This window comes from Ensifer sp. Root954 (genome assembly GCF_001429005.1).
GTDB classification, from domain to species: Bacteria; Pseudomonadota; Alphaproteobacteria; order Rhizobiales; family Rhizobiaceae; genus Ensifer; species Ensifer adhaerens.
Genome location: NZ_LMJM01000006.1, coordinates 1 through 247 on the forward strand (window position 1 = coordinate 1; position 247 = coordinate 247).

At 63.2% G+C, this 247-nt stretch carries 1 protein-coding gene; it reads left to right on the forward strand.

Features of this window, described 5'->3' with window-relative positions:
• On the forward strand, positions 1–247 hold a 247-nt coding region (locus tag ASE71_RS05450; protein WP_156411747.1), incomplete at both ends, for a zinc-binding dehydrogenase.

A 247-nucleotide genomic window follows, 5' to 3' on the forward strand; every position in this document is an offset into this window, starting at 1 on the left:
ACAGGTGGAAATGGGTGCGACTGCGATCGTCTTCGGTCTCGGCGGCATCGGCCTCAACGTCATTCAGGGCCTGCGCCTTGCCGGCGCCGACATGATCATCGGTGTCGACCTCAACAACGACAAGAAGGCCTGGGGCGAACGCTTCGGCATGACCCACTTCGTCAACCCGAAGGAGGTCGGCGAGGACATCGTGCCTTACCTCGTCAACATGACCAAGCGCGGAGCCGACCAGATCGGCGGCGCCGAC